Raw genomic sequence first — 7,282 nt, 5'->3', positions numbered from 1 at the left:
CAACCGTGACCTTGCCCTGCCACAGGCCGGTTTCTTTCGACAGCGTCAGGTGCTCGGGCCGCACGCCGGCGGTGGTCGCACCCTTTTGCCGGGCGTAATCGCCGGTTACCAGGTTCATGCGCGGCGAGCCGATGAAGCCGGCGACGAAGAGGTTGGCGGGCGAGCGGTACAGCTCCATTGGTGAGCCGACCTGCTCGATATTGCCGCGGTTGAGGACCACGATCTTGTCGGCCATGGTCATGGCCTCCACCTGGTCGTGGGTGACGTAGATCATCGTCGTCTTCAACGTGTTGTGCAGCTCGGAGATTTCCAGCCGCATGGTGCCGCGCAGCGCCGCATCGAGGTTGGAGAGCGGCTCGTCAAACAGGAACGCCTTTGGTTCGCGCACGATGGCGCGGCCGATGGCGACGCGCTGGCGCTGGCCGCCGGATAGTTGCGAGGGCCGGCGTTCGAGATAATCGGTGAGGTTGAGGATACGGGCGGCATCGTCGACCTTCTTGTCGATGACGGCCTTGTCGAGCTTGGCCATCTTCAGCGGGAAGGCGATGTTGTTCCTGACGCTCATATGCGGATAAAGCGCATAGGACTGGAACACCATGGCAAGGCCGCGCTCGGCCGGGGCCTTTTCGGTGGCGTCGTTGCCGTCGATGACTATTCTGCCGCCGGAGACGTCTTCCAGCCCGGCAATCAGGCGCAGCAGCGTTGACTTGCCGCAGCCGGACGGGCCGACGAAGACGACGAACTCGCCGTCATGGATGTCGAGATCGATCGACGGGATGACTTTTGCCTCGCCGAAGAGCTTGGACACGTTCTGAAGGGAAATGCTGCCCATTATTGTCGTTCCTTATTTCACGGCGCCAAAGGTGAGGCCACGCACGAGTTGTTTCTGCGAGAACCAGCCGATGACGAGAATGGGGGCGATCGCCATCATCGAGGCGGCCGAGAGCTTGGCCCAGAACAGCCCCTGCGGTGAGGAGAAGGAGGCGATGAAGGCCGTCAGCGGTGCCGCATTGGTGGTCGTCAGCCGGATGGTCCAGAAGGATTCGTTCCAGGCAAGAATGACGTTCAGGAGCAGCGTCGAGGCAATGCCCGGAACCGCCATTGGTGTCAGTACATGCACGATCTCGTTCCAGAGCGAGGCACCATCCATGCGCGCTGCTTCCAGGATCTCGCCGGGGATTTCGCGGAAGTAGGTATAAAGCATCCACACCACGATCGGCAGGTTGATGAAGGTGAGCATGACGGTCAGCCCAATACGGGTATCGAGCAGGCCGGCATTGCGGAAGATCAGGTAGATCGGCACCAGCACCGCCACCCCCGGCATCATCTTGGTGGAGAGCATCCACATCAAAATGTCCTTGGTGCGTTTGGTCGGCGAGAATGCCATGGCCCAGGCGGCGGGAATGGCGATCATGAGCGCGATGATCGTCGAGCCGAGCGACAGCACGACCGAGTTCATGAACGGCTTGAAGTAATCGCGCTGGGTCTGCACGGTGATGTAGTTTTCGAGCGTGCCCGAGGGAATGAGGCTGAAGCCTGCAATCGCCTCCGGCTCGGTCTTGATCGAGGTGAGGAAGGCGTAAAGGATCGGGAAGAACAGCAAAAGCGCCACGGCCCATGCCGCGATGGTGAAGCCGATCTTTGCGCGTGTCGTTGTCTTGCGGGCCATGATCGCTTCTCCTTAACGGTCGAGGTTCTTGCCGACGGCGCGCATCAGGAAGATGGCGACGATATTGGCGAGCACGACGGCGATGATGCCACCGGCCGATGCGCCGCCGACGTCGTAGCCCAGAAGCGCCGTGCGATAGATGAGGAAGGCAAGGTTGGTCGAGGCATAGCCGGGGCCGCCATTGGTGGTAACGAGGATTTCCGCGTAAACGCCGAGCAGGAAGATCGTCTGGATGAGGATGACGACGGTGATGGCGCGGGCAAGATGCGGCAGCGTCAGGTAGATGAAGCGGTTGATGAAGTTGGCGCCATCCATCTCGGCCGCTTCCTTCTGCTCGCCATCGAGCGACTGCAGGGCGGTGAGCAGGATCAGCGTGGCAAAGGGCAGCCATTGCCAGGCGACGATGATGATGATGGAGAGCAGCGGAAACTGCGCGAACCAGTCGACCGGCTGCAGGCCGAAGAAGCGCGACAGATCGGCAAGTACGCCGTAACCGGGATGCATGATCATGTTCTTCCACACCAGCGCCGCGACAGGCGGCATGACGAAGAAGGGCGAGATGATCATGATGCGCACGATGCCCTGACCGAAGATGTCCTGGTCAAGCAGAAGCGCAATCGCAATACCGCCGATGACGGTGATCAGAAGCACGCCGCCGACGATGGCAAGTGTGTTGAAGATCGACTGGAAGAAGGCCGGATCGGTATAGAAATACTGGTAATTGAACAGGCCCGCGAAGCTGACATTGGCAGGGTTGAGCAGATTGTAGTTCTGGAACGAAAACCATAGCGTCATCGCCAGGGGCACGATCATCCACACCAGCAAAAGCAGCACCGAAGGCGCAAGCATAACCCGCGCCAGACCGCTCGTGTTTCGTGTTGCCATTGCACTAACCTCCCCATGGGCTCGGGCATCACGAAATGCCCCCGGCATATCCGGAAGAACCGGCTCATTCCAGTTTTGATTTGAAAGGCTTAAAGGCCGCCGCGCAGCTCGCGGCTTGCGCCCCCAAGGTTCGCTGCCCGGCATTGGCGCCGGACAGCGATCTTCAGGAGGATTACTTGATGTAACCGGCGCGGGTCATTTCACGCGTCGCTGTCGACTGGGCGCTGGCAAGCGCATCGTCGACACTGGACTGGCCGGCAACGACCGCCGAGAACAGCTGACCGACCGTGGTTCCGAGCGCCTGGAATTCAGGGATCGCCACGAACTGACCGCCGGTGTAAGGCACGGGCTTTACGGTCGGTTTGGTGATGTCGGCGGCATCCATCGCAGCAAGCGTCGGCTTGGCGAAGGCGGCTGCTTTTTCATAGTCAGCATTCTTGTAAAGCGAGGTGCGGGTACCCGGAGGCACGTTTGCCCAGCCTTCCTTGGCAGCGACGAGTTGGGTATATTCCTTGCTGGTTGCCCAGGAGATGAACTTCTCGGCGGCATCCGCCTTCTGCGAGCTCTTCGGGATAGCAAGGTTCCATGACCACAACCAGTTGCCGTGGTTCTTCAGTTCGCCGTGCGTCGGGAAGAGCGCATAACCGACCTTGTCGGCAACGGTCGAATCCTTCGGGTTTGAAACGAAGGAAGCAGCCACCGTGGCATCGATCCACATGCCGCATTTGCCCTGCTGGAACAGCGTCAGGTTTTCGTTGAAGCCGTTGGAGGAAGCACCCGACGGACCGGCATCCTTCATCAGATCGACGTAGAACTGAAGAGCACTCTTCCATTCCGGCTGATCGAACTGCGGCTTCCAGTTCTCATCGAACCAGCGGCCGCCAAAGGAGTTGGTGAGCGCGCTGATGAAGGCCATGTTCTCGCCCCAGCCAGCCTTGCCGCGCAGGCACATGCCGTTGATATCCGTCTTGCGATCGGTAATCTTGCGGGCAGCGTCACCGATGAATTCCCAGGTCGGGTTTTCAGGCATCTTCAGGCCGGCTTTTTCAAACAGGTCCTTGCGATACATGATCATGGCGGATTCGCCGTAGAACGGCGCCGCATAAAGCTTGCCTTCGCTGGAAAGACCACCACGGATCGCCGGCAGAATATCATCCACGTCGTATTTGTCGCCAAGCTTTTCGAGCGGCAGCAGCCAGCCCTGCTTGGCCCAGATCGGCACTTCATAGTTGCCGATGGTCATGATGTCGTATTGACCGCCATTGGTGGCGATATCGGTCGTCACGCGCTCGCGCAGGACGTTTTCTTCAAGCGTGACCCATTCCACCTTGATGTCGGGGTTCTTGGTGGTGAAGTCGGAGGTCAGACCCTGCATGCGGATCATGTCGCCGTTGTTGACGGTGGCGATGGTCAGCGTTTCGGCGGAAGCAAGGGTCGAAAAGGCGAGTGCCGAGCATGCGCCCAGCAAAATGGTCTTCAATGTCATATCTTCCTCCCAGAAGAAATTTATGAGCATTCGCTTTGCTCTGGGGCATTTACTCACCCGCAGCCGAAAAAAGTCAAGCAACATCCTGTGCTGCGGCGCACATGGAAAAATCAAGGCATTGATTTTATTAGATTAATTTTTGCTCAGTGTGTGAGCAAATATTCACTTGTCGCTTCGTCGGTGATGAGGCCGTTCAAAAGACCACCCCTCAGTGCCGCGAGAATCGAGGCATTCTTGCGCGCGCCCTGGGCCATGCCGATGACCGTGCAGGTCTCTCTGGACGGAATGGGAACGGAGGCGACGCGCTCGTTGACGGAATGGTCGAGAATGCGGCCGTTGGCATCATACATCCAGCCGCAGATTTCGCCGATCGCACCGCTTGCCATCAGGGCCTTCATCTCGTCGACACCGAGAAAACCATCAACGCAGAGCGGTGCATTTTCTCCCAGTTCGCCGACGCCGACGAAGGTGACATTGGCGGCTGCACCCAGCGCCAGCGTGGAGCGCACCATGGACTGGTCGTGCAGCAGTTCCCGCTCTTCCGCAGACGAGCAGAGAACCGGCAGCGGCATCGGGAAATGCCGCGCCTTGATGGCATCGGCCATACTGAAGATGACGTTGTAATAGGCGGCCGATCCATCCGGCCCGATATTGCCTGTCAGTGACACGATGCGGTGCTGCGGACATTCCATCGGCGGCAGTTGGTCCACAGCCGCCTTCAGCGTACGGCCGGTGCCGATGGCAAGCACGATGGGATCGGCATTTTTTAGCCAGCGCTCGATTTCCGCCGCGCCGGCCTCGGCAATGCCGACCGTGGAGGAAACGCCAGCGGGATCGCTCGGCACCACCTCGATATATCTAAGGTCGAATTTCTGCTTCAGCCGCTCCGCCTTTTCGAGACAGGCGGCGATGGGATGATCGAGCCGGACCTTGATCAGCCGCTCGGCGACGGCCAGCGATACCAGCCGCTGCGCCGATTGCCGGGATATGCCCATGGCAGCGGCGATCTCGTCCTGCGTGCGGCCCGCGACATAATAAAGCCAGCCAGCACGCGCCGCATCATCCAGCCGTCCATGTGCGTCGTTCCGTCTGGCCATGCCGCCGCCCTCTAAGAATTATGCTCGAGCATTTGCTGGCATTTTTTCAGGCCGCCTGTCAAACGGCGCAGCGACTGAGCGAAGCGTTTGGCGGCACCGGGCACCTCTAAAGAAGATGCAAAACATTTCCTCCGTCATGCTCGGGCCTGTCCCGAGCATCTGCAATGCACCGATTTACGAGACATTGGCAGATCCTCGGCACAAGACCGAGGATGACGTCGTGAACACAGAGGCACCTATCCCTGCGCAGTTTCCTCTATATCAAGCCGCTTCCTGCACCAGATGCCCTGCCGAAACCTCGCGGTAATGGCGTTGCGGCGGAACATAGTTCACAGGACGGATCGGGCTTTTGATCTCGTCCGTTGCCATGTTGCGCCTGATCTGGCGCCGGGCCGGATCCGGCACCGGAACGGCGGACATCAGCTTTTTCGTATAGGGGTGCTGCGGATTATCGAAGACGGCGGCGCGTGGGCCGATTTCGACGATCTCGCCGAGATACATCACCGCGACACGATGGCTGACACGCTCCACCACAGCCATATCGTGGGAAATGAACAGGAAGGCGAGGTTGAGGCTCTGTTGCAGATCGAGCAGCAGGTTACAGACCTGCGCCTTGATGGAGACATCAAGCGCCGACACCGCTTCATCGGCAACGATGACCTTGGGGTCAAGCATCAGCGAACGGGCAATGGCGATGCGCTGGCGCTGGCCGCCGGAAAACTCATGCGGGAAGCGCCGCATCATATCCGGGCTGAGGCCAACCTTCTCCATCAGGTCCGCCGCCTTTTCACGCGCCTGCGCCTTCGGTCCAAGCCGGTGTTCGATGAAGGGCTCCATGATCGCCGTGCCGATGCTCATGCGCGGATCGAGACTGGCGAAGGGGTCCTGAAAGATCATCTGCACGCTGCGGCGCATGGTGCGCAACGTCGTCTTGTCGAGTTTCATCACCTCGTAACCGTCGAGCGTCACGTTACCGGAGGTCGGTTCGATCAGCCGGGTGATCGACCGCCCCGTGGTGGACTTGCCGCAGCCGGATTCACCGACCAGCGATAGTGTCTCGCCCTCAGCCAGATCGAAGGAGACCTTCTCCACCGCATGCACGGCACCGGACTTGCGACCGAGAAGACCGGACCGGATATCGAAGCGGGTCGTCAGGTCCCGGACCGAAAGAATGGGCGTGCGACCACCGGAAACCGTGTTCCTGACCTCTTCAACCGGTTGGCTTTCGCCGGTCTTGATATCGATGATCGGAAAACGGGCGGGCAGTACCCGCTCTTTCATCGAACCGAGCTTCGGCACCGCCGAAAGCAGGGCGCGCGTATAGGGATGGTTCCCGCGATGGAAGATATCGTCCGTTGTGCCGGTTTCCACCACGTCGCCCCGAAACATGACGATGGTGCGGTCCGCCACTTCCGCCACCACGCCCATATCATGGGTGATGAACAGGACCGACATGCCCTCCTCTTCCTGCAATTGCTTGATAAGGTCGAGAATCTGGCCCTGAATGGTCACGTCTAGCGCCGTCGTCGGCTCGTCTGCAATCAGGAGCTTCGGCTTGGAGGCAAGCGCCATGGCAATCATCACGCGCTGGCGCATGCCGCCGGAAAACTGGTGCGGATAGTCGTCGAAACGGTTCTTCGCATTGGGAATGCGGACTTTTTCCAGAAGCCTGACAACCTCGGCCTTGGCAGCAGATGAGGAAATATCCTGGTGCACGGTCAACGCTTCGGCGATCTGCTTGCCGATCGGGAAGATCGGATTGAGGCTGGTCATCGGCTCTTGGAAGATCATCGAAATGTCCTTGCCGCGAACCTTGCGCATCTCCTCTTCCGGAAGTGCCAGCAAATCGCGCCCGCCGAGCATGACCTTGCCCTCGATGCGGCTCGTTTTCTTATCGAGAAGCCGCATGATCGACAGCGACGTCACGCTTTTGCCCGAGCCGCTCTCGCCAACGATCGCCACCGTCTCGCGGGGCGCAATGTCGAAACTCATATTGCGGACCACCGATTTCCAGCCGCCATCAACGCGGAAGGACGTGGTCAGATTTTGAACCGAAAGAACCGGACTTACCGAACCGCCGGTCTGTTCCATGGATGTTGCCGCCAAAAGCATGCCGATCTCCTGAAAAGCGAAAGGCGGCCATGA

6 protein-coding genes are annotated in these 7,282 nt (G+C 59.6%); all 6 read right to left on the bottom strand.

From position 1 onward, the window contains the following. Positions 1-832 (bottom strand): ABC transporter ATP-binding protein (locus F617_RS0123445; protein WP_019566493.1); only part of this gene is annotated, 832 nt, incomplete at its 3' end. Positions 833-844: 12 nt separating this feature from the next. After that, complete coding sequence (locus F617_RS0123440; protein ID WP_003510506.1) at positions 845-1,669, bottom strand: carbohydrate ABC transporter permease; 825 nt, start codon at positions 1,667-1,669, stop codon at positions 845-847. Between the two features lie 12 nt (positions 1,670-1,681). After that, positions 1,682-2,554, bottom strand: coding sequence for a carbohydrate ABC transporter permease (locus F617_RS0123435; protein WP_013761441.1), 873 nt, complete (start codon positions 2,552-2,554; stop codon positions 1,682-1,684). A 172-nt stretch (positions 2,555-2,726) separates the two neighbouring features. After that, entirely contained in the window at positions 2,727-4,040 is a 1,314-nt protein-coding gene (locus F617_RS0123430) for a sugar ABC transporter substrate-binding protein (RefSeq protein WP_013762306.1), read from the bottom strand. Positions 4,041-4,183: 143 nt separating this feature from the next. Beyond that, entirely contained in the window at positions 4,184-5,137 is a 954-nt protein-coding gene (locus F617_RS0123425) for a sugar-binding transcriptional regulator (RefSeq protein WP_003518080.1), read from the bottom strand. 261 nt (positions 5,138-5,398) lie between these two features. Continuing rightward, a complete protein-coding gene (locus F617_RS0123420; RefSeq protein WP_013762304.1) occupies positions 5,399-7,249 on the bottom strand; it encodes an ABC transporter ATP-binding protein in 1,851 nt (616 codons plus the stop codon). Between the last annotated feature and the right edge of the window lie 33 nt (positions 7,250-7,282).

The sequence above is a fragment of the Agrobacterium sp. 10MFCol1.1 genome (genome assembly GCF_000381165.1).
GTDB classification, from domain to species: domain Bacteria; phylum Pseudomonadota; class Alphaproteobacteria; order Rhizobiales; family Rhizobiaceae; genus Agrobacterium; species Agrobacterium tumefaciens.
The sequence above is the reverse complement of the archived record's forward strand: the minus strand, read 5'-3'. Positions and strand labels throughout refer to the sequence as shown.